The organism is Bradyrhizobium sp. 134 (genome assembly GCF_023074155.1).
GTDB lineage: Bacteria > Pseudomonadota > Alphaproteobacteria > Rhizobiales > Xanthobacteraceae > Bradyrhizobium.
This window is the reverse complement of the sequence record NZ_JADPKX010000086.1, coordinates 537,999-560,450: the sequence shown is the minus strand read 5'-3', so window position 1 is coordinate 560,450 and position 22,452 is coordinate 537,999. Positions and strand designations below refer to the sequence as shown.

General features: G+C 65.7%; 16 protein-coding genes. 10 read left to right on the top strand and 6 right to left on the bottom strand.

The window, feature by feature from the left end; translation table 11 throughout:
- Positions 1-17: 17 nt before the first annotated feature.
- The 5 genes from IVA75_RS37455 to IVA75_RS37435 all read left to right on the top strand — a co-directional run bounded on the left by IVA75_RS37455 (position 18) and on the right by IVA75_RS37435 (position 7,718).
- The gene (locus IVA75_RS37455; RefSeq protein WP_027569137.1) at positions 18-668 is read left to right on the top strand and encodes a hypothetical protein; all 651 of its coding nucleotides are present in this window, start codon (positions 18-20) and stop codon (positions 666-668) included.
- Positions 669-1,585: 917 nt separating this feature from the next.
- A complete protein-coding gene (locus IVA75_RS37450) occupies positions 1,586-2,581 on the top strand; it encodes a nitronate monooxygenase (RefSeq protein ID WP_007593350.1) in 996 nt (331 codons plus the stop codon).
- A 25-nt stretch (positions 2,582-2,606) separates the two neighbouring features.
- Positions 2,607-3,578 (top strand): zinc-binding dehydrogenase, encoded by a 972-nt coding sequence (locus IVA75_RS37445; RefSeq protein ID WP_247288854.1) that lies wholly within the window; start codon positions 2,607-2,609, stop codon positions 3,576-3,578.
- Positions 3,579-3,787: 209 nt separating this feature from the next.
- Positions 3,788-5,161: a cation-efflux pump gene (locus IVA75_RS37440; RefSeq protein ID WP_027569135.1), complete on the top strand. Its 1,374-nt coding sequence runs from the start codon at positions 3,788-3,790 to the stop codon at positions 5,159-5,161.
- A 226-nt stretch (positions 5,162-5,387) separates the two neighbouring features.
- Entirely contained in the window at positions 5,388-7,718 is a 2,331-nt protein-coding gene (locus IVA75_RS37435) for a PAS domain-containing sensor histidine kinase (protein ID WP_027569134.1), read from the top strand.
- 3 nt (positions 7,719-7,721) lie between these two features.
- Here the strand turns inward: IVA75_RS37435 and IVA75_RS37430 are convergent, their stop codons facing one another.
- Positions 7,722-8,615 (bottom strand): LysR family transcriptional regulator, encoded by an 894-nt coding sequence (locus tag IVA75_RS37430; RefSeq protein WP_247288852.1) that lies wholly within the window; start codon positions 8,613-8,615, stop codon positions 7,722-7,724.
- A 223-nt stretch (positions 8,616-8,838) separates the two neighbouring features.
- Between IVA75_RS37430 and IVA75_RS37425 the strand changes: the two genes are divergently transcribed.
- From IVA75_RS37425 to IVA75_RS37405, 5 genes are read left to right on the top strand one after another with little or no spacing between them, the layout of a single operon-like run.
- Positions 8,839-9,315: a formate dehydrogenase subunit gamma gene (locus IVA75_RS37425; protein ID WP_247288851.1), complete on the top strand. Its 477-nt coding sequence runs from the start codon at positions 8,839-8,841 to the stop codon at positions 9,313-9,315.
- Complete coding sequence (locus IVA75_RS37420) at positions 9,312-10,868, top strand: NADH-quinone oxidoreductase subunit NuoF (RefSeq protein ID WP_247288850.1); 1,557 nt, start codon at positions 9,312-9,314, stop codon at positions 10,866-10,868. The genes IVA75_RS37425 and IVA75_RS37420 overlap by 4 nt, the downstream gene beginning before the upstream one ends.
- A 10-nt stretch (positions 10,869-10,878) precedes the next feature.
- Positions 10,879-13,752 (top strand): formate dehydrogenase subunit alpha, encoded by a 2,874-nt coding sequence (gene fdhF, locus IVA75_RS37415; protein ID WP_247288849.1) that lies wholly within the window; start codon positions 10,879-10,881, stop codon positions 13,750-13,752.
- A gap of 4 nt (positions 13,753-13,756) precedes the next feature.
- Positions 13,757-14,584, top strand: a complete 828-nt coding sequence (fdhD, locus tag IVA75_RS37410; RefSeq protein WP_247288848.1) for a formate dehydrogenase accessory sulfurtransferase FdhD — start codon at positions 13,757-13,759, stop codon at positions 14,582-14,584.
- Positions 14,574-14,807: a formate dehydrogenase subunit delta gene (locus tag IVA75_RS37405; protein ID WP_219680856.1), complete on the top strand. Its 234-nt coding sequence runs from the start codon at positions 14,574-14,576 to the stop codon at positions 14,805-14,807. Before fdhD ends, IVA75_RS37405 begins: the two co-directional genes overlap by 11 nt.
- Here the strand turns inward: IVA75_RS37405 and IVA75_RS37400 are convergent.
- The 5 genes from IVA75_RS37400 to IVA75_RS37380 all read right to left on the bottom strand — a co-directional run bounded on the left by IVA75_RS37400 (position 14,764) and on the right by IVA75_RS37380 (position 22,448).
- Entirely contained in the window at positions 14,764-17,751 is a 2,988-nt protein-coding gene (locus tag IVA75_RS37400) for a bifunctional [glutamine synthetase] adenylyltransferase/[glutamine synthetase]-adenylyl-L-tyrosine phosphorylase (RefSeq protein WP_247288847.1), read from the bottom strand. The two genes, IVA75_RS37405 and IVA75_RS37400, sit on opposite strands and share 44 nt — an antisense overlap.
- Positions 17,748-19,208: an ATP-binding protein gene (locus IVA75_RS37395; RefSeq protein ID WP_027569126.1), complete on the bottom strand. Its 1,461-nt coding sequence runs from the start codon at positions 19,206-19,208 to the stop codon at positions 17,748-17,750. The genes IVA75_RS37400 and IVA75_RS37395 overlap by 4 nt, the downstream gene beginning before the upstream one ends.
- Entirely contained in the window at positions 19,192-19,872 is a 681-nt protein-coding gene (locus tag IVA75_RS37390) for a response regulator transcription factor (protein ID WP_035963061.1), read from the bottom strand. The genes IVA75_RS37395 and IVA75_RS37390 overlap by 17 nt, the downstream gene beginning before the upstream one ends.
- A gap of 281 nt (positions 19,873-20,153) precedes the next feature.
- Positions 20,154-21,737 (bottom strand): Do family serine endopeptidase, encoded by a 1,584-nt coding sequence (locus IVA75_RS37385; protein ID WP_247288846.1) that lies wholly within the window; start codon positions 21,735-21,737, stop codon positions 20,154-20,156.
- A gap of 228 nt (positions 21,738-21,965) precedes the next feature.
- Positions 21,966-22,448 (bottom strand): cytochrome c-type biogenesis protein, encoded by a 483-nt coding sequence (locus IVA75_RS37380; RefSeq protein ID WP_247288845.1) that lies wholly within the window; start codon positions 22,446-22,448, stop codon positions 21,966-21,968.
- Positions 22,449-22,452 lie beyond the last annotated feature (4 nt).

Sequence of the window (22,452 nt, the reverse complement as noted above, 5' to 3'; positions counted from 1 at the left end):
CATTCGAGGGGCATAGCGTGACGAACAAACCTGATCGATCGGGACCCTGCATCCTTGCGGGATTCGCGCTCGCGGCCATGCTCGCGTGCACGACACCCTCGGCCTCGGCCCACGAAGCGAACAAGCGCGTTGCTGACGCAAACGCGCTTGCCACGACCGACGCCGTATCACGGCCGGCGCCGCAAACGACGCGGCGCGCAGTCGCGCGCGCGGAGAAAGGCCCGTACTACGTCGATTTCCGAGCCCGCACGGCCGCGAGCTGGGGTCACGCCTTCGTCTGGTACGGCAAGACCAGCGAGCGCGCCGTCGAAGTGGCAGGGCTCACGCCGGCCGGCGACACTTGGGCCTATGTGCTCGGTCACCTCACCTGGGTGCCGGCGGAGACCGGCGCGAGCTACGGCGATCTAGACCCCGATTACCTGACCGCGAACTACCGCGTCTATTTGAACGAAGCGGACGCCAAGCGCGTGTTTGCCTATATCAAGAAATTGCAGGCGAGCTCGCCGGTCTGGAATGCCGAGACCACCAATTGCACCGGCTTCATCGGCGACATCGCCGAGTACATGGGATTGAAGGTCCCCAACCGCTGGCAGCGCCCGGAAAACTTCGTCAACAGCCTCAAGGAAATGAACGGCGGCCGCCAGATGGTGCGGCTGTCGGCGGAGTAGCTGAAGCCGTCTTGCCCGTCGGGCAAAACACCCGCGCAAATTCCCGCGTCGCGTGTCAATCCCGGCTCGCCAAAATATTCTACTTTACCGAAATTCGGATTTGTCGTACGTGAGCGATACCCTGACCCGGGACAAGGGGCGGATCGCGATCGTCACGAACCGCGGGTTGGGCAGCGATGGACGCGACGGCGTCGGGCGCGGCGAGCCTTGCAGGGCGGGAAACCGTGAGCAAAGGCTTTCGCGTCTACGACACGGCGCCGACAGCGTCTTCGCATGGTTTCGGGTGCGAGCACACGCCAGCTCCCGAAGTCCCAGCGAGGACGTGCGCGGACGAACAAGTCGTGTGGTCCTGACGCCCGGGGTCTGTGCGTCAAGTCCTGTGGTGATGTGGCGGTCCAACCGGGGCGCGCGCATCAGTCATCTGCGGGGCGACGGGGGCAATAGTGCATCGCTCCCCGGGGAGAGCACGAAGGACACGTTAAAACCATCGCGCAGGGAAGGCCGGGCGATCCGGCGAACCTGTGGTCCACCCCGTGTGCATTTCTATCGTGCACGGATCTGCGGGTGCCAGCCGGCGCTCGGCCTTCCCTGCGCCCTTGTTACGACGAGGGCGATGCGATCGGGCAAAGCTCGGGCGAATGCGCCGCGAGAGGGCGGAGGCGTGCCTTGCGAGAAAATGCAAGTTGATGGTCTCCGAAAGCTCCTCATCCTCCGTCGGTGTTGAAGCAGCGGCGCACAAAAACCCTCGCGCCACCCGGTGCTACCACCTCAATTATCCGCCTCACGGAATCCCCCCGCTCCCCGCATGATCGCCCCGCCTCCACCGCACGCCCTTCCAATAGACTTTTGCCGACCCGGGCGGCATCCTGCCGCCATCAAACGATAACAGAGCGCCACACAGGCGGAGGAAACAGACCATGCTGCAGACACGGTTCACCAAGCTCGTCGGTGTCGAGCACCCGATCGTCCAGGGCGGCATGCAATGGGTCGGGCGCGCCGAGCTGGTCGCCGCCGTCGCCAATGCCGGAGCGCTCGGCTTCATCACGGCGCTGACCCAGCCGACACCGGAGGACCTCAGGAAGGAGATCGCCCGCTGCCGCGATCTCACCGACAAGCCGTTTGGCGTCAACCTCACCATCCTGCCCGCGATCAAGCCGCCGCCTTATGCCGAATATCGCGCCGCTATCATCGAGAGCGGCATCAAGGTGGTCGAAACTGCCGGCAACAAGCCGCAGGAGCACGTCGACGAGTTCAGGAAGCACGGCGTCAAGGTCGTGCACAAATGCACCAGCGTCCGTCACGGGCTCTCGGCCGAGCGTATGGGCGTCGACGCCATCTCGATCGACGGGTTCGAATGCGCCGGTCATCCCGGCGAGGACGACACCCCCGGCCTGATCCTGATCCCGGCCGCCGCCAACAAGATCAAGATCCCGATGATCGCCTCCGGCGGCTTTGCCGACGCCCGCGGCCTCGTCGCCGCACTGGCGCTGGGCGCCGAAGGCATCAACATGGGCACGCGCTTCATGGCGACCAAAGAGAGCCCCATTCATCAGCTCATCAAGGAGAAGATCGTCGCCAATGACGAGCGCGAGACCGAGCTGATCTTCCGCACCATGCGCAACACCTCCCGCGTCGCCAGGAACGAGATCTCGACCAAGGTCGTTGCGATGGAGAAGGAAGGCGCCAAGTTCGAGGATATCCGCGAGCTCGTCGCGGGCGCCCGCGGCAAGATGGTCTACGCGACCGGCAACTCGGATGAAGGCATCTGGTCAGCGGGCCAGGTCCAGGGCCTGATCCAGGACATCCCGACCTGCGCCGAGCTGATCTCCCGCATCGTGCGCGAAGCCGAGGCCATCATCCGCAGCCGGCTCGAAGGCATGATCGTTCATCCTACAGCGCAGGCTGCGGAATAATCACTGCAAGAAGCGAGAGCAATACATGAAGGCTTATGTCTACGGCCCTGGCGGCGCTACAATTTCCGACGTCGCTCAACCAAAGCCTGAAGGCACGCAGGTGCTGGTCCGGGTCCGCGCCTGTGGACTCAATCGCGCCGACACCGGCATGCGCAAGGGCCACGCCCATGGCGCGGCCGGCGGCGCCGGCACCGTGCTCGGCATGGAATGGGCCGGCGAGGTCGCCGCACTCGGACCGGATGCCAAGGGCGTCAAGGTCGGCGACCGCATCATGGGCTCGGGCGGCGCGGCGTTTGCCGAATATACGCTGGCCGATCACGGCCGGCTGTTCCGCGCGCCCTCGAACATGAACTTCGAGGAAGCCGCCACCCTGCCCGTCGCGCTCGCGACCATGCACAACGCCGTCGTCACCATCGGCGGCGTGCAGCCCGGGCAGGCCGTGCTGATCCAGGGCGCAAGCTCCGGCGTCGGCCTGATGGCGATGCAGATTGCGAAGCTCAAGGGCGGGAGACTCGTGATCGGCTCCTCGACCGATGCCGCCCGCCGCGGCCGACTGAAGGAGTATGGCGCCGACCTCGCGGTCGACTCCTCCGACCCCTCATGGATCGACGAGGTGCTGAAGGCGACGAACGGCGAAGGTGTCGACCTCATCGTCGACCAGGTCTCGGGCAAGGTCGCCAACCAGAACCTCGCGGCGACCAAGGTCAAGGGTCGAATCGTCAATGTCGGCCGGCTCGGCGGCACCCATGCCGATTTCAACTTCGACCTGCACGCGGCCCGCCGCATCGACTATGTCGGCGTCACCTTCCGCACCCGCACCATCGAGGAGGTCCGCGAGATCTTCGACGAGGTCAAGAAGGACATCTGGGGCGCGGTCGAGTCGCGAAAACTGCAGCTGCCGATCGACAAGGTGTTTGCCTTCGACGACATCGACAAGGCATTCGAGCACATGGAGGCCAACAAGCATCTCGGCAAGATCGTCGTGACGGTGCCGTAACATTCCTGAGGCCAAAGACCTAGGTCTAGTAGGGTGGGCAAAGCGAAGCGTGCCCACCATGCGTCAGCGTCCCCGAAAGATGGTGGGCGCGGCGCTCCGCGCCGTTGCCCACCCTACCAAACCGGGGGATCCCGCTCCTGCAACTCACTAGCGTCTACGCCTGTGGATCGTCGCTTGATGTTCACCCGTGGCCTGCTAAATCCCCCGCCATGAGCTCCCAACACAACAAGACCTCGGTCGCAGCGATCTCGATCTTCGCCAGTGGCGGCATGGCGGCGGCGAAGTTTGCGGTCGGGATCGCGATCGGCTCGCTAGCGCTGATTTCCGAGGCGCTGCATTCCTCGATCGACCTGGTCGCCACCATCATCACCTGGGCGGTGGTGCGGGTGTCCGACAAGCCGGCGGATGAAGAGCATCATTACGGCCACGGCAAACTCGAAAGTGTCTCGGCATTGGGCGTGACCGCCCTGCTCTACGTGCTCGCCGGCGGAATCCTGGTCCAGTCCTACAGCCATCTCCGAGAGGGAGTTGCGCCGCCGACGATCTCCGCCGTCCCTTTCGTCGTGCTGGTGATCGACATCGCCGTCAATTTCTGGCGCGCCCGTGCCCTGCACCGTGCCGCACGGGAGACCAGGAGCCAGGCGCTCGCCGCCGATGCGCTGCATTTCGCCTCCGACGTGATGGGTTCGTTCGCCGTGATCGTGGGCCTGATCCTCGCCGGTCTCGGCTTCTGGTGGGGCGACGCGGCTGCCGCCGCCGCGGTGGCCGTGATGATCGCCCTGCTCGGCCTACGCATGGCCGGCTCGACCGTGCAGACGCTGGTGGACCGCGCCCCGGAAGGCGCGCATGAGACGGCCACGGCCGCGATCCGCAGCGTACCGGGTGTGATCGACATCGAGCGGCTCCGCGTGCGCATGGTCGGTGCCACCACGTTTATCGACACGATCGCAAAGGTGCCGCGGACTTACCCCATCGACCGGGTCGAGGACATCAAGCGCAACGCGCAAGCAGCCGTCGAGAAGGCCTTCGGCGATACTGACCTCACCTTCACCGCAGTCCCCGTGGCGCGCGACAACGAGACCGTGCGCGACCGCATCATGGTCATCGCCCACAATTCGGGCCTCGCCATCCACCACGTCACCGTGCACGATCTCGGCGCCAAGCTGATCGTCAGCATCGACCTCGAGGTCGACGCCGGGATGCAGCTCGACGCCGCCCATGAGGTCGCCAACACGCTGGAACGCAACATCCAGGAAGAGTTCGGCGCGGACGTCGAAGTCGACGTCCACATCGAGCCGCTGGAACCGGAACTGCCGTTCGGGGTCGATGCCGCGTCGGAACGGGTGCAGGCCATCGCCGCCGCCCTGACAGAGTATGCCGCCGGCGGCGAGATCCACGACATCCACAATGTCCGCGTCCGCAACACCGACGCCGGCGAAATCGTCAACTTCCACTGCCGCGCCGAGCCGTCGATGAGCGTGATCAGGGTGCACGAACATGTCGACGCGATCGAGCGCGCGTTGCGGCGCGCGTTCCCGAGCGTGAAGCGCGTCATCAGTCATGCCGAACCGCCGCGTGCGTGACAGAGAATGTGCGAGGAGTCACACGTTCTCGTTTCGGACTCGCCGCGCACGTAAGTTTGCGGACGCGCGACGCACAAACTGCGCGTTGGATAAGAATAAATTCGCGTTAACGATTCGTTGACTCTCGACAGCCCGCGAAATCTGGATTCAAATCGACCTTGATTCGGAAGCGATGTGGGGCTGCTTCCAAAATCAAGTTGCAAGCAGGTTCCAGGGGGCTTTAGGCATGTCGCGTGCAGACGCCGCGAACGCGTGCGTCCAATCCGATTCGATCAAAGGATTGGCGCAATCGATCGCGAAACCTGCCTATCATCGGCTCCTGATCGCGGAGCCTGCGCTGCGCCGTGCCGTGCCGACGCTCATCATCGCGTTCCTGATCACGATCTGCCTCGGCGCGTTCGTGCAGGTCGTCGACCAGACGCGCCAGAAGCGTCTGGTGATCCGCCACGACATCTCGGCGCTCGCCGACCTGCTCGCCGAGCGCATCGACCGCCTCACCTCCGCGCGACAGGAGCGGCTGAAGAACATCGAGAGCCTGCCGGCGCTGCTGCCTGACCTCATTCCATCCTGGGGCACCGCCTCGGGCCGGCACGTCATCGTCACCTCGGCCGGACTCGACCGCCGCATCCTCGCCCGCATCCCGGTCGACAGCGATCCCTCGGGCAACGACCGCCTGCTCGACGCAATCACGACGGCGCAACTGCTGGCGGCGCCGCCGCGCGACGGCAACATCTCCGACATGACGCTGCCGAATGGCAACGCCGCGATGGCGACCTCGCGGCAGATCAAGTCGCTGCCCGGCTTCGTCACCGTGATCCAGGAGCGCAACGAGCCGATCTGGGGCTCGGACGCCGCGCTGTCGGTCACGCTGTCGGCCACCACCGGCTTCGTCGTCCTGATCCTCGGCTTCGCCTTCCACTGGCAGTCCACCCGTGCCCGCGAGGGCGACCTGATCAACGACGCCGTGCGCGGCCGGATCGACACCGCGCTCAACCGCGGCCGCTGCGGGCTGTGGGACTGGGACCTGTCGCGCGGCCGCATCTTCTGGTCACAGTCGATGTTTTCCATGCTCGGCCTCGACGGCCGCAACGAGCTCCTCACCTTCGGCGAGGTCAACGCGCTGGTGAAGTCCGACGACATCGACCTGTTCGAGATCGCCGACCAGCTCATCTCCGAGAAGATCGACCACATCGACCAGACCTTCCGCATGCAGCATGTCGACGGCCACTGGATCTGGCTGCGCGTCCGCTGCGAAAAGACCAGCGGCGCGACGGACTCCAGCGTTCACCTGATCGGGATCGCCGTCGACATCACCGAGCAGAAGAGCCTCGCCGAGCGAACTGTCGAAGCCGATTTGCGCCTGCGCGACGCGATCGAGACCATTCCCGAAGCCTTCGTGCTGTGGGACGCCAGCGACCGCCTGGTGCTCTGCAATTCGCACTTCCAGCGCCTGCACAAGCTGCCCGACAGCGCCGTCATCCCCGGCACCTCCTACGAGACCGTGCTCGAGGTCGGCCGCATGCCCGAAGTCCGCACCCGACACAACGAGACGGCGAGCCAGGGCCCCGGCGCGCGCACCTTCGAGGCGCAGCTCGACGACGGCAGCTGGTTGCACATCAGCGAGCGCCGCACCAAGGACGGCGGCTACGTCTCGGTCGGCACCGACATCACCCGCATCAAGGAGCACGAGCAGAAGCTGGTCGACAACGATCTACGCCTGCGCGCCACCGTCATCGACCTCAAGCGCTCGCAGGCAGCCCTGGAGCGCCAGGCGGGCGAACTCGCCGATCTCGCCGAGAAATATCAGCGCGAGAAGACCCGCGCCGAGGAAGCCAACCAGACCAAGTCGAAATTCCTTGCCAATATGAGCCACGAGCTGCGCACGCCGCTGAACGCGATCATCGGCTTCTCCGAGATCATGGGCTCGGGCATGTTCGGCGAACTCGGCTCGGAGAAGTACCAGGAATACTGCCACGATATCCTGACCAGCGGGCATTACCTGCTCGAAGTCATCAACGACATCCTCGACATGTCCAAGATCGAGGCCGGCCGCATGAAGCTCGACATGGAAGAGCTCGACCTGGCGCAGACTCTGGCGGAATCCCTGCGGGTCGTCACCGGCCGCGCGCAGGACAAGCACCTGACGCTCGACGCCGACATCGCGAAATCCATCTCCGTCGTCGCCGACCGCCGCGCCACCAAACAGATCATCGTCAATTTGCTCTCCAACGCCGTGAAGTTCACGCCCGACGGCGGACGCATCGTGGTGCGCAGCCGGCAGCTCGACGACAGGATCGTGCTGATGATCGCCGACACCGGCATCGGCATCGCGCCGCATTCACTGGCGCGGCTCGGCCGCCCCTTCGAGCAGGTCGAGAGCCAGCTCACGAAGACCTATCACGGCTCGGGACTGGGCCTCGCGATCGCCCGCTCGCTCGCGCAGCTTCATGGCGGCTCGATGCGGCTGCGCTCCAAGCTGGAGGTCGGCACCGTCGTGCGCGTCACCCTGCCCCGCGACGCGATCAAGTCGGCATCAGGAATATCGGCCGCGGCCTGAATGCTACGATTGCAGCGACGGCGCGACTTCCCGCGCGACGTTGACCAGCGCCGCGATCAGCGGCGTCATCGGATCACGCTGCGGGATCACCATGCCGATGCTGTAATTGACATCGGGATCGGTGATCGGGATCGAGCGCACCGTATCGGACAGGCCGAGCGTCTCGGCGAGCTTGGCCGGCATCACGCTGGCCCAGCGCCCCGTCTTCACATGCGTGAACAGCACGAGCAGCGAATTCGACGTCAAGGTCGGCGTCGCCTCGGCGCCGACCGAACGTAACGCGCGGTCGATGATGCGGCGGTTCTGCATGTCGGGCGTCAGCAGGCACAGCGGCACCTGCCCGACCTCCTGCCACGTCACCGTCTCGCGATCGCCGAACATTCCATCCGGCGCGGTGAGCAGACGATAGCTCTCGCTGTAGAGCGGGATGGTGCGCACCTTGCCGATCGGCTCGTTCTCGATATAGGTCAGCCCCGCATCCACCTCGAGATTCTCGAGCAATCCCAGCACCTCGGACGAGGTCGTGGAGCGGATACTGAAGCGCACCTCGGGGTGCCTGGCGCGGAACGGCGTCGTCAGCGCAGCGACCATGCCGAGCACGGTGGGGATCGCGGCAATACGGATCTCGCCGGAGAGCTGATGCTTCAGCCCGTTGATCTCGTCACGCATCGCGCGGGCATCGCCGACGATCCGGCGCGCCCAATCCAGCGCCCGCTCGCCTTCCGGCGTAAAACCCTGGAAGCGGGAGCCGCGCTGGACCAGCATCACGCCGAGGATCTCCTCGAGCTGCTTCAGCCCGGTCGACATCGTCGGTTGCGTCACGCCGCACATTTCGGCGGCCCGGCCGAAATGCCGCTCCTTCGCCAGCGCCAGCAGCAGTTCAAGCTTGTCGAGCAACCGGTCATCCCCTCGGATTGTGTGGTGGCATACAAGCTAGCATGCCCGCCCCTTCCCAACACGCAAAAACCGCCCGGCGGACGGCTCCAATCGCAAATTCAAATCGAGTGATTGCCGTCGCAAATCGATCTGAATCCGCAATCGCAGCATGAGACAGCTTTATTGATCTTCGAACGATTCCAAATAGTTTGCGATCAGCAGACGCTCTGGTCGAGAACGAAGAATGACAACGGTTTTTGAGCCTTGGGACGAAACGCGCGGCGCCGAGATTATCGCCGAACGCAGCGGGCAGGAAGGCGCGACGCTGGTGATCCTGCACGCGCTTCAGGAGGCGTTCGGCTACGTGCCGGCGGCGGCCATTCCCATGGTGGCGCACGCACTCAATCTGTCGCGCGCCGAAGTGCATGGCGTGTTCACGTTCTATCATGATTTCCGCCACAAGCCGGCCGGCCGCCATGTGCTGAAACTCTGCCGCGCGGAGGCCTGTCAGGCGGCGGGCGGCGACGCGCTGGCTGCGCGTGCGGAGGCGAAGCTCGGCGTGTTGCTGGGCGGCACCACGGCCGATGATCGCGTCACGCTGGAGCCGATCTACTGCCTCGGACTGTGCGCAACCGCGCCGTCCGCGATGCTCGACGGCCGACTCATCGGCCGGCTCGACGAGAAGCGCATCGACGCGCTTGTGGCGGAGGCGCAGCGATGAGCATCCGTCTATATGTCTCTCGCGATGCGGGTGCGCTTGCGGTCGGCGCCGACGAGGTCGCGCTGGCGCTGGAGCAGGTCGCAGCCAAGCGTGGCATTGCCGTCGAGATCGTCAGAACCGGCTCGCGCGGCCTGTACTGGCTCGAGCCGCTGGTCGAGGTCGCGACGCCGCAGGGCCGGATCGCGTTCGGCCCTGTGACCGAGACCGATGTGCCCTCCCTGCTCGACGCGCTCGCGAGCAACACGCCGCATCTGCTGCGGCTCGGGGCCACCGACGAGATCCCCTGGCTCAAGCGCCAGACCCGCCTCACCTTCGCGCGCTGCGGCGTGATCGACCCGCGCTCGCTCGATGACTACCGCGCCCATGGCGGCTACAAGGGCCTCGAACGCGCGCTGTCGCTCGGCTCGGAAGCCATCCTCAATGAAGTGACGGCGTCCGGCCTGCGCGGCCGCGGCGGCGCAGGCTTCCCGACCGGCATAAAGTGGAAGACGGTCGCGCAGGCGAAAGCGGATCGCAAGTTCATCGTCTGCAACGCCGACGAAGGCGACAGCGGCACCTTCGCCGACCGCATGATCATGGAAGGCGATCCCTTCCTCGTCATCGAGGGCATGACGACCGCCGGCATCACCGTCGGCGCGACCAAGGGTTACATCTACATCCGCAGCGAATATCCGCACGCGGTCGAGGCGATGAACGCGGCCATCCAGGCTGCGAAGCGCGGCGGCTATCTCGGCGCGAACATCGGTGGTTCCGCGCACAGCTTCGATCTCGAGGTGCGCGTCGGCGCCGGCGCTTACGTTTGCGGCGAAGAGACCTCGCTGCTGGAAAGCCTAGAAGGCCGTCGTGGCATCGTGCGCGCAAAGCCGCCACTGCCCGCGCATCACGGCCTGTTCGGCAAGCCGACCGTCATCAACAACGTGCTGTCGTTCGCCGCCATCCCCTTCATCCTGGCCGAAGGCGCCAAGGCCTATGCCGATTTCGGCATGGGTCGCTCGCGCGGTACGATGCCGATCCAGCTCGCCGGCAACATCCGCCACGGCGGGCTGTTCGAGACGGCCTTCGGCGTGACGCTCGGCGAGCTCGTCGACGACATCGGCGGCGGCACGTTCACGGGCCGCCCGATCCGCGCGGTACAGGTCGGAGGCCCCCTGGGCGCCTACTTCCCTCGCGCGCTGTTCGACACGCCGTTCGACTACGAGGCCTTCGCCGCGCGCGACGGCCTGATCGGCCACGGCGGTATCGTCGTGTTCGACGACAGCGTCGACATGCGCAAGCAGGCGCGTTTCGCCATGGAATTCTGCGCCATCGAATCCTGCGGCAAGTGCACGCCGTGCCGGATCGGCTCGACCCGCGGCGTCGAGACCATCGAGAAGATCATCAAGGGCGAGCGCGTGAGCGAAAACCTCGCACTCGTCGAAGACCTCTGCAACACCATGAAATTCGGCTCGCTCTGCGCGCTCGGCGGCTTCACGCCCTACCCCGTGCTCAGCGCATTGAAGCACTTCCGGGAGGATTTCGTCCCGGCCCCGACCACGCTTCAGGCCGCGGAATAGGAGGACGACAATGTCTCTGATCGAAGAAATCGACTTCGGTACGCCGCGCTCGAAATCGGAAACGATGGTGACGCTGACCATCGACGGCAACCGGGTCACGGTGCCCGAGGGCACCTCGATCATGCGGGCGGCGATGGACGCCGGCCATCAGATCCCGAAACTCTGCGCGACCGACATGGTCGACGCGTTCGGCTCGTGCCGCCTTTGCGTCGTCGAGATCGAAGGCCGCGCCGGCACGCCGGCGTCCTGTACCACGCCTGTCATGTCCGGCCTGATCGTGCACACCCAGAGCGAACGGCTCAAGAAGCTGCGCAAGGGCGTGATGGAGCTCTACATCTCCGACCATCCGCTCGACTGCCTCACCTGCGGTGCCAATGGTGATTGCGAGTTGCAGGACATGGCCGGCGCCGTGGGCCTTCGCGACGTGCGTTACGGCTACGAGGGGGAGAACCACGTCTTCGCGAAATCCCACGGCGAGATCAACGCCGCCTGGATGCCAAAGGACGAGTCCAACCCGTACTTCACCTACGATCCCTCCAAGTGCATCGTCTGCTCGCGCTGCGTCCGCGCCTGCGAGGAGGTGCAAGGCACCTTCGCGCTCACGATCTCCGGCCGCGGCCTCGACAGCCGCGTGTCGCCGGGCATGAGCGAGAGCTTCCTCGGCTCCGAATGCGTCTCCTGCGGCGCCTGCGTGCAGGCCTGCCCGACAGCGACGCTGACCGAGAAATCCGTGATCGAGATCGGCCAGCCCGAACATTCGGTCGTCACCACCTGCGCCTATTGCGGCGTCGGCTGCGCCTTCAAGGCCGAGATGCGCGGCGAGGAACTCGTCCGCATGGTGCCGTACAAGGACGGCAAGGCCAATCGCGGCCATTCCTGCGTCAAGGGCCGCTTCGCCTGGGGCTACACCAACCACAAGGAACGCATCCTCAACCCGATGATCCGCGAGCGGATCGAGGATCCCTGGCGCGAAGTGTCGTGGGACGAGGCCTTCTCGTTTGCCGCCGACAGGATGCGCGGCATCCAGAAGAAATACGGCCGCGACGCCATCGGCGGCATCACATCGTCCCGCTGCACAAATGAAGAAACCTATCTGGTGCAGAAGCTGATCCGCGCCGGCTTCGGCAACAACAATGTCGACACTTGCGCCCGCGTCTGCCACTCCCCGACCGGCTATGGCCTCTCGACCACGTTCGGTACCTCTGCCGGCACGCAGGATTTCGACTCGGTCGAGGACACCGACGTCGTCGTCATCATCGGTGCCAACCCCGCTTCGGCCCATCCGGTGTTCGCCTCCCGCCTGAAGAAGCGGCTGCGCCAGGGCGCCAAGCTGGTCGTGATCGATCCGCGCCGTACCGAGATGGTGGAATCGCCGCATGTGAAGGCGCTGCACCTGCCGCTGATGCCCGGCACCAACGTTGCGGTGATGACGGCACTGGCGCATGTGATCGTCACCGAAGGCCTCGTCGACGAAACCTTCGTGCGCGAACGCTGCGACTGGAGCGAGTTCGAGGAATGGGCGGCGTTCGTCGCCCAGCCGAACAACAGCCCGGAAGCCACTGCCATCCTCACCGGCGTCGATCCGAAGGATCTGCGCGAAGCAGCGCGCGTCTACGCCACCGGCGGCAACGGCGCGATCTATTACGGTCTCGGCGTGACCGAGCACAGCCAGGGTTCGACCACCGTGATCGCGATCGCCAACCTTGCGATGGCCACGGGCAATATCGGCCGTCCGGGTGTCGGCGTGAACCCGCTGCGCGGCCAGAACAACGTGCAGGGCTCCTGCGACATGGGCTCGTTCCCGCACGAGCTGCCCGGCTATCGCCACATCTCGGGCGACGCCGTGCGGGACCAGTTCGAAGCGCTGTGGAACGTCAAGCTCAACCCCGAGCCGGGCCTGCGCATTCCCAACATGTTCGACGCCGCGGTCGAAGGCACGTTCATGGGGATTTACGTGCAGGGCGAGGACATCCTGCAATCCGATCCCAACACCAAGCATGTGGTGGCAGCACTCTCGGCGATGGAATGCGTCATCGTCCACGACCTCTTCCTGAACGAGACCGCGAACTACGCCCACGTGTTCCTGCCGGGCTCGAGCTTCCTCGAGAAGGACGGCACCTTCACGAACGCCGAGCGCCGCATCCAGCGGGTCCGCAAGGTGATGACGCCGAAGAACGGGCTTGCCGACTGGGAGGTCACCATCGGCCTCGCCCGGGCCATGGGCTTCGAGATGACCTACAGCCATCCTTCCGAGATCATGGACGAGATCGCGGCGCTGACCCCGACCTTCGCCGGCGTCTCCTATGCCAAGCTCGACGAGCTCGGCTCGGTGCAGTGGCCCTGCAACGACAAGGCGCCCGAGGGCACGCCGGTGATGCATATCGACGGCTTCGTCCGCGGCAAGGGCAAGTTCGTCGTGACCGAATATGTCGCGACCGACGAACGCACCGGCCCGCGCTATCCGCTGCTGCTCACCACAGGCCGCATCCTCAGCCAGTATAATGTCGGCGCGCAGACCCGGCGCACCGAGAACGTAGTCTGGCATGCCGAGGATCGGCTGGAGATCCATCCGCACGATGCCGAACAGCGCGGCGTGCGCGACGGGGACTGGGTGCGGCTGAAGAGCCGCGCCGGCGAGACCACGCTGCGTGCGGAGATCACCGATCGCGTCGCGCCGGGCGTCGTCTACACCACCTTCCACCATCCGGACACGCAGGCCAACGTCATCACGACCGACTTTTCGGACTGGGCAACCAACTGCCCCGAATACAAGGTCACGGCGGTGCAGATCTCGCCGTCGAACGGCCCGTCCGACTGGCAGAAGGCCTACGACGCACAGGCGCGGCATTCCCGCCGTATCGCGCCGGCCGAGGCCGCGGAGTAGCGGCATGCACGTACCGGTCCAGGCCATCGACCGCGAGATCTGGCGCAACGGTGTCGCGTCCGAAGGAGCGCGGCTGATTCCGGAGGAGACGCCGCTGGCGCTGACCTACAATGGCGGCACCTACGCCGTCATGATGGGGACGCCGCAGAACCTCGAAGATTTCGCGGTCGGCTTCAGCCTGGACGAAGGCATCATCAGATCCGTCGATGACGTCAAGTCGCTCGAAATAGTCCGCCTCGACGACGGCATCGAGCTGCGCATGTGGCTGGCACCGGAAAATGCCGCGCGAATCAGCGAGCGCCGCCGCCACATCGCCGGCCCGACCGGCTGCGGCATTTGCGGCATCGACTCGATGGCCGAAGCCGTGCGGCCTGCGGCCGTCGTGCCGCAGGGACAGACGTTTACGGCAGAGCAGATCATGGCGGCGATGCAGACCATCGCACCGCTACAATCGATCAATTTGCAAACACGCGCCGTTCACGCCGCCGCGTTCTGGTCTCCTGCCGGCGGTATCGTCGCGCTGCGCGAGGATGTCGGCCGTCACAACGCGCTCGACAAGCTTGCCGGTTCGCTGGCGCGCAGCCGTACGGCTGCAAGCGGCGGCATCGTGCTGCTGACGAGCCGCGTCTCGGTCGAGATGGTACAGAAGACGGCCGCCATCGGCGCGCCGGTGGTGGTCGCCGTCTCCGCGCCGACCGCGCTCGCAGTGCGCACCGCTGAGGCCGCCGGCATCACGCTGATTGCCATTGCCCGCCAGGACGGGTTCGAAGTGTTTTCGCATGGCGGCCGGGTTGTCGCCTGTCATGCCACGGAGGTTGCTGATGTCGCCTGACCGCTTGATCTACATGGCCAACCAGATCGGCACGTTCTTTCGGAGCCAGGGCCACGACAAGGCCGTGCCGGGGATCGCCGACCACATCAAGAAATTCTGGGACCCGCGGATGAAGCGCGCGATCTTCGCCCATCTCGATGCCGGCGGCGTGGGTCTTGAGCCGAATGTGCGGGAGGCGCTCACCTCGCTGAAGCCGACGACGTCCCTTCCAGCAGCGCCCTGAAGACACGCCGCACCTCGCTCTGCGTCTCCTTCACGCGCGCCTCCAGCGAGGAGAAATGCGGCGCGTCGCCGGCGCGTGCCATCACGCGCAAGAGGTCGGTGCCGGCGGTTTCCGGCTTGAACCGGTCGCTGACGCAGAGCCGCAGGATCTGCGTCAGGTCGTGATAGAGCCGCGCCGCGGCACGCAATATCTCGGTCTCCGATTGCGCGAGCACGCCGAGCCTGCATGCATTGTCCAGCACCTGCGTGGTGCCGACGTCGAGAATCTCCGGTTTCTCGTGCGCATGCACTAGCTGGAGATATTGCGCGATGAAGTCGATGTCGACCATGCCGCCGGCGGCATATTTGAGATCCCAGCAATCGGCCTCGCCCTTCTCCTGAGCAATCGCACGCCGCATGTCGGCAACGTCGTTGGCGGTGATTGCGGGATCGCGGCGACGGGTCAGGACGTCGCGGATGACGTGTTCGATCCGCTCCCGGAATTCGGGCGAAGCCGACACGACGCGCGCGCGCGTCAGCGCCATGTGCTCCCAAGTCCAGGCCTCGTTGGCCTGGTAGTCCGCGAACGAGACGAGGCTCGAGGCCACAGGGCCGGCACGCCCCGAGGGGCGCAGCCGCATGTCGATTTCGTAAAGCACCCCGTAATTGGTGCGCGTCGTGAACGCGCTGATCAGGCGCTGGGTGAAGCGGGCGAAGTAATGTGCACCTTGCAGTGACTTCGCACCGTCGGAGTCCGGATTGTCGCTGTCGAAATCGTAAAGTAGGATCAGGTCGAGATCCGACGACGCGGTCATCTCGCGGCTGCCGAGCCGGCCCATTGCGATGATTGCGCTCTCCTGCCCCTTGATCCGGCCATGCTGGGCGGCGAAGCGGTCGGCGACGAGACCATGCACGGTATGGACGATGCCCTCGGCGACGTCGGCAAAGGCCGTGCTCGCCTGCTGCGCCGAGACGGTGCCGGAGAGAATGCGCGTGCCGATCAGGAACAGGCTCTCCTGCCCGAACAGGCGCAGGCGGTCGAGGAACTCTTCGTAAGAGCCGGCATCCTGCACGGTGGTCGCAAGCCGCCCCGACAATTCCTGCCGGTCGGGCATGGCGCCGAAGAAGCGCGGATCGATCAGGCCGTCCATGAGCTGCGGCTGCCGCGCCAGCATCTCGCCGAGCCGGGGCGCCGCGCCCAGCACCAGGGCCACGAGCGCAACGAGATCGCGGTTCTGGCCGAGCAGCGTGATCAGCCGGCCGCCGCGCTGAAGCGCTCCAAGGAAATGGTCGAACGCCACGACGGCTCGATCCGGCTCCTCGGCATGAGCGAGACCGTCGATCAGGGCCGGCACGAATTCGACGAATGCGTTTCGCGTCGCCTCAACGCGGAACACGCGGTACTCGCCGGTGATCCAGTCACGCACGGTCTGCGCGACGGCGGCAGGCTTCTTGAAGCCGAGCGTGGCCAGATACTGAAGCAGCCGCGGATCCTCGGGACCCGCACCGTAGTCGAGCGCCGGCAGCTTGGCCGTGCCGGTCGGATCGTCGCCCTCGAACAGTTTTTCGTAGTGGCCCTGGACGATCTCGAGCTGGCGCAAGAGGTCGCGGGCAAAGGCCTCGCGATCCGGATAGCCGAAGAACCAGGCGAAACGCTCGACCGCCTCCTTGTCCTCGGGCAGTGTGTGGGTCTGCTCGTCTGCGATCATCTGGAGGCGATGCTCGACCCGGCGCAGGAATTGGTACGCCGTGGTCAGCTCGTCACGCGCCGCAATCGTGATCCAGTTGCTGGAAGCAAGCACGCCGAGTGCGGCGAGCGTCGGCCGCACGCGCAGTTCGGGATGCCGGCCGCCGGCGATCAATTGCTGGGTCTGGGCGAAGAACTCGATTTCGCGGATTCCGCCGCGCCCGACCTTCACGTTATGGCCTTCGACTGCGACCTCGCTCTGGCCGCGATAGGTCTGCATCTGCCGCTTCATGTCGTGAACGTCGGCAAGCGCGGCGAAGTCGAGATGCTTGCGCCAGACGAAGGGCGCGATCTCCGCGAGCAGCGCCTCGCCCGCCCTGGGATCGCCGGCGCAGGCGCGCGCCTTGATCATCGCGGCGCGCTCCCAGGTGCGCCCTTCCCGCTCGTAATAATTCAGCGCGGCGTCGCGCGAAATCGCCACCTGCGTCGAGGATGGATCGGGACGCAGGCGCAGATCGACGCGGAAGACGTAACCGTCATAGGTGCGCTGCTGGAGAATGCGTGCAATCCCCTGCGTCACCCTCACGAAGAATGGCTGGGGTTCGATATCGGCGGCGAGCGTCGTATTGTCGGGATCGAAAAACACGATGAGATCAATGTCGCTGGAATAGTTCAGCTCGCCTGCGCCCATCTTGCCCATCGCAAGCACGATCAGCCCGCAGCCCTCCTCCGGCGCCTCGGGATTGGGCGGCGAGAGCTTGTCGCGTGCGGCTTCCTGCCGCAGCAGGTATTGAAGCGCCGCCCGCACCGAGGACACTGCGACATCGGTGAGCGCTGCGGTCACCCGCATCACCGGCCAGACCCCGCCGATGTCGCACAGTGCAATCAGGAGCGCGGCCTCCGCCTTCATGCGGCGCAGCAGCCGCATCACCTCGGCTTCGTCGGATGCCGCGAGCACCGCGCCGTTCGCCTCCGCGACCAGCGTGGCGAGATGCGCATCCGGATCGCATTCCAGCAGCCGGATCAGACGCTGCGGATCGGCGCGCAGCAGCTCAAACAGATAAGGCGAGAATTCCGCGATGCCGGCCAGGATGTCCCGCGCGAAGCGGTGAGCCAGCAGCGCTTCAAGACGAGTGAATTGCGCGGGCTCGAGCTCGGCCAGCCAGCTTTCAAAACGTCCTTGGTCGGTGACGGAAGCGGCAATATGGGGAGCCTCCGCAAAGCGCGCGGCAAGTCTCTCACCATGCTTGTCCGCGTTTCCCGGCGCGGAATGGTTCATGCCACCTTCTGTGGCACATCCTGCATTGGCGGAGCAACCCTGTCGCCAGCCCCCGCGCGCGCCGGCAGCACCAGCGTGGCGACAAGACCGGGCTGGGCGTCACCCAACCTCAACTCACCGCCATGCAATGTCGCGACCGCGGAGGCGAGACTGAGGCCGAGGCCGGATCCAGGCAGCGTGCGGCTCGCTTCCAGCCGCACGAATCGTTCCACCACATGCTTGCGGTCGGCTTCGGGGATGCCGGGACCGCGATCGGTGACGCTGAGCAGCACTTGATCGCCCTCGCGCCTCGATTCGATCGTGATCTGCCTGCCCTCCATGCTGACCACAGTTCCCGCCGGCTGCGCGGCCGGCTTGCCGTATTTGATCGCATTCTCGACAAGATTGGCGAGGGCCTGGCTGATCAATTCGCGGTTGGCGTGGACCGGGGTCGGCTCGCACCTGACCTTCAAGGTCATGCCATCGTCTTCGGCCAGTGGCTCGTAGAGCTCGTGAATGCCGTTGGCGACATCGGCCGCGTCGAAATCATCCATGTTGCCGCGCGCCTGCCCGGACTCGGCGCGCGCGATCATCAGCAGCGCGTTGAAGGTGCGGATCAGCCCGTCCGATTCCTCGATGGTCCGCTCCAGCGCGGCGCGGTAGTCGGCCTCGCCGCCGGATTTCGCCAGCGCCTCCTCGGCGCGGTTGCGCAGGCGCGTCAGCGGCGTCTTGAGGTCGTGTGCGATGTTGTCGGAGACCTCCTTCAGCCCCGCCATCAGCGCCTCGATCCGCTCCAGCATCGCGTTGAGGTTTTCGGCGAGGCGGTCGAGCTCGTCGCCGCTGCGCCCCACAGGCAGGCGTTCGCTGAGATCGCCCGTCATGATGCGATGGGCGGTGCCGCTCATCGCGTCGATGCGCCTGAGCACCCTGCGCGCCACGAAGATGCCGCCGCCAAGGCCGAGCACCACGACGATCAGGATCGACCATTGCGCGGCCTTCGCCACGATGCCGAACAGCCGTCGCCGCTCGGCCAGATCGCGTCCGATCAGAAGCCGGAAGCCGTTTTCCAATTCGGTGACGCGGACGAGCGCAAGATGGTCCCGATCATCGGCATCCTCGATCCGCCGGTAGGCGGTCTCGGACCAGCCGCGCGTCGCCATCACGCCGGGCGCGAGCGAGCCGACATTGCCGGCGATCGACTGGCCGGTCGGCGTCGTCACCAGATAGAGGTTGGCGCCCGGCCGCAGCGCCCGGTACTCGATCGCGAGCACGAGAGCGCGCAAGCCGCGGCGGCCGTAGATCTCGTTGATCTCAGACGTCTCGGCATTGACCGTCTGCGTGATTTCCTCGGTGATCAGCCGCCGCGTATTCCAGGCGAAATAGGCCAGCAGCGAGGCCGCGAACATCGCGAACAACAGCAAATAGACCAGCGTCAGCCGGAATGCCGTGGTGCGGACGAGTTTACCGAATGCCGTCACGAATCATGTATCCCGCGCCGCGGATCGTGTGCAGCAGCGGCCGCTCAAAACCCTTGTCGATCTTGGAACGCAACCGTGAAATGTGCACGTCGATCACGTTGGTCTGCGGATCGAAATGATAGTCCCAGACGTTCTCCAGCAGCATGGTGCGGGTCACCACCTGACCCGCATGCTTCATCAAATATTCGAGCAGGCGGAATTCGCGCGGCTGCAGCGTCAGCTCGTCCTTGCCGCGCGCGACGCGGTGGGAGAGCCGGTCGAGCTCGAGATCGCCGACCCGGTACAGCGTGTCCTCGGCCGGACCTCCGCGGCGGCGCGACAGCACCTCGACCCGGGCCAACAGCTCGGCGAAGGAATAGGGTTTCGGCAGATAGTCGTCGCCGCCGGCGCGCAGGCCCTTGATGCGGTCGTCGACCTGGCCGAGCGCGGAGAGAATCAGCACCGGTGTCGAATCATCCTTGTCGCGAAGCGCGCCGATCACCGATAGGCCGTCGCGCTTGGGCAGCATGCGGTCGACCACCAGCACGTCGTAGTCGCCGTTCTCGGCCATGGCGAGGCCTTCCTCGCCGTCGCCGGCGTGGTCGGCAATGTGCCCGACCTCGCGAAACGCCTTCACGAGGTAGTCGGCGGATTCGCGGTCGTCTTCGATGATGAGGAGGCGCATCGTGCGTTCGGCAACGGTCAAGGGAGTGAACCTTCTCTAAACATGGCGCGAGCGGCAATCGCATGCAAGCCGAGTGAGAGACTCTGGCATGGAGAAAAAGGCGGGCGGTGAAGCTGGGGGGACTTCACCGCCCTAGGCCTTCCGACGGAGGGGGGCGTATTCCACCGGAAGGTAGACAGGGGAAGCAAACGTTGCGCTGCTCCCCCGAAGGGCGCCGTCGGCGGGGGCGACTGATGCCGGCGACACCCTTCATCTCGGAGGTCCTGAGGCCGGGCCCTTCGTTACCCCTTGGCGATGGGCACGGCGACGAAGCGCGACTGGCCGCCGCTCTTCACTCGCATCAGGACGCTGTTCTTGTTGTCTGTCCGCGCCGTGTTGATGGCGTCGCGGACTTCGCCGGCGGTGCTCACGCTCTTGCCGCCGACTTCGAGAATCACGTCGCCTTCCTTGAAGCCGCGTTCGGCAGCCGCGCTCTTCGGATCGACCTCGGTGATCACGACGCCTTCCTTGCCGGCGCCGGCCACGGAATCGGCGGGCGCCACGGTCATGCCGAGCTTGGGCACGTCGGTGCCGCGGCTCGCGCCCTTGCCGCTGTCCTTGTCGATGTCGGCCTTGGCCTCGATCGTGTTCGGCAGCTGGCCGAGGGTGAGGTTCACCACCTTGTCCTGGCCCTTGTGCAGCACGTTGAGCTTCACGGTCGCGCCGGGCGCCAGGCCGCCAATGGTACGGGCGAGCTCGCGGGCGTCCTTGACCGATTCGCCGTTGACCGACGTGATCACGTCACCGGACTCGATGCCGGCCTTGGCCGCCGGACCATTCGCCTGCGGCTCGGCAACCAGCGCGCCTTCGGCCTTCTTCATGCCGAGGCTGTCGGCGATGTCGGATGTCACCGGCTGAATCTGCACGCCGATCCAGCCGCGGCTGACCGAGCCCTTGTCCTTGAGCTGCGCCACCACGCTCTTCACTGTGCTCGCGGGAATCGAGAACGCGATGCCGACGCTGCCGCCGGAGGGCGAGTAGATCGCGGTGTTGACGCCCATCACCTCACCGTTGGTGTCGAAGGCCGGACCGCCGGAATTGCCCTTGTTCACGGGCGCGTCGATCTGGATGAAATCGTCGTAGGGGCCGTTGCCGATGTCGCGGCCGCTGGCCGAAACGATGCCGGCAGTCACGGTGCCGCCGAGGCCGAACGGGTTGCCGACCGCGAGCACCCAGTCACCGATCCGCGGCTTGCCGTCGGCAAGCTTCGCGAACGGGAAGTTCGAGCTGCCCTCGACCTTGATCAAGGCGAGGTCGGTGCGCTGATCGGTACCGATCACCTTGGCGGTGTAGGTCTTGCCGTCGTCGGTCGTGACCTCGACCTTGTCGGCGCCGTCGACCACGTGGTTGTTGGTCACGGCGAAGCCATCAGCCGAGATGAAGAAGCCGGAGCCCTGGCCCTGCACGACGCGGCCACGACCGCCACCACCCTTCAGGCCCGGCATGCCATCCGGACCGCCGAAGCGGCGGAAGAACCGCTCCATCGGCGAGCCCGGCTGGAACGGCGACTGCGCGTCATCGCCATCATCATTGCTCGCGGTCTTTTCCTTGATGTTGACCTTCACCGAGATCACCGACGGCTTCACGCGCTCGACGATGTCGGCGAAACCGATCGGGCGTTCGACCTTGCGGACCTCGTTGTTGACCTGTGCATGCGCCGGGCTCGAGAACAGGTCGGCCGGCGAGGTCGACGTGCCGAAGCCGTAGACGGCGGCGCCGAGGCCGGCGACGACCGAGGCCATCAGCGCGATCTTGCGGGCCGAGAAAACGGATCGGCAGGGCTGCCGGTAGGACGGAAGGTTCGAGAGGTCGGAACGGTCGGTCATGCGGAGATCTCCAGGGCCTTGAAATCCATTTGGCGCCTGACGCGGCACCTTACGGACCTGAAGATGGGGGCTGCCGCCTTACCGTGCGCTGGCGGCGGGGTTAAACTTTTGTAATGAACGCGGATGCGGATGCGGCAGTTTATCGCGGCCGAAAGTGTTGAACCGGCAGGAACTTAACGAGGTTCCAGAAACGCCCGCGCAGTGCCGGCTCGATGCGCAGCAACGTAGCTAGCGCGATTTGGCTTCATCCGCCATCAATGCGGCGAGCCGCGCTTCCTCGTCGGGCGTGAGCGGCGGAGCCGGTAGGTCTGCACCATTTTGCGAGCGCCGGCGGATTTGAAGCCATAGCGCCAGGCCGCCGCCAAGCAGCAGCAGCGGCGCGAGCAGCCACAGCAGCATGTTCTGGCGCTCGAAACGCGGCTTGAGCAGCACGAACTCGCCGTAGCGCGCGACCAGGAAATCGAGCACTTGCGAATTGCTGTCGCCGGCCGCGATGCGCTCGCGCACCAGGAGCCGCAAATCGCGCGCGAGCGGCGCATCGGAATCGTCGATCGATTGGTTCTGGCAGACCATGCAGCGCAGCTCGCGCGACAAGTCGCGTGCACGCGACTCCTTCACAGGGTCCGACATGATCTCATCGGGCTGCACGGCATGCGCCGCAGGCAAGGCCAGCAGCATCAGTGCGACGAACGCGACCATCATTCGGCGCATCAGA